Origin of the sequence: Pseudomonas sp. 30_B (assembly GCF_017491605.1) — a bacterium.
GTDB lineage: Bacteria > Pseudomonadota > Gammaproteobacteria > Pseudomonadales > Pseudomonadaceae > Pseudomonas.
In genome coordinates, this window is record NZ_JAFGYY010000428.1 from 1 (window position 1) to 292 (window position 292).

The 292-nt window shown below is 60.6% G+C and carries 1 protein-coding gene; it reads right to left on the reverse strand.

Going from position 1 to position 292, the window contains the following annotated elements; genetic code table 11:
* The coding region (locus J5M67_RS28975) for a hypothetical protein (protein WP_207888744.1) at positions 1–292 on the reverse strand (292 nt) is incomplete at both ends.

The window sequence follows — 292 nt, forward strand, 5'->3', positions numbered from 1 at the left end:
CGTGCCGAAGTTGCCGACCAGTTTTTGCTGGTAGTTGGTTCCGTTGATATCGAAGGACCCGCTGGTCGTACCGGCACTGTCGATCGTATAGGCCTTGCTATCGCCGGCATCACGGTCTGCCGTGGTCAGTTGGCCGGTCACGCTGGTGAAGGTGTTGTCGACCGAGGTGTCGATATAGGTCTTGGCGGTCAGGTTTGCGCTGAGCTCGGGCGTGTCGTTGGCGCCGGTCAGGCTGATGGTCAGGGTCTTGGTATCGGTCGCGCCTGAGCCGTCGGTCACCTTGAGCGTGAAG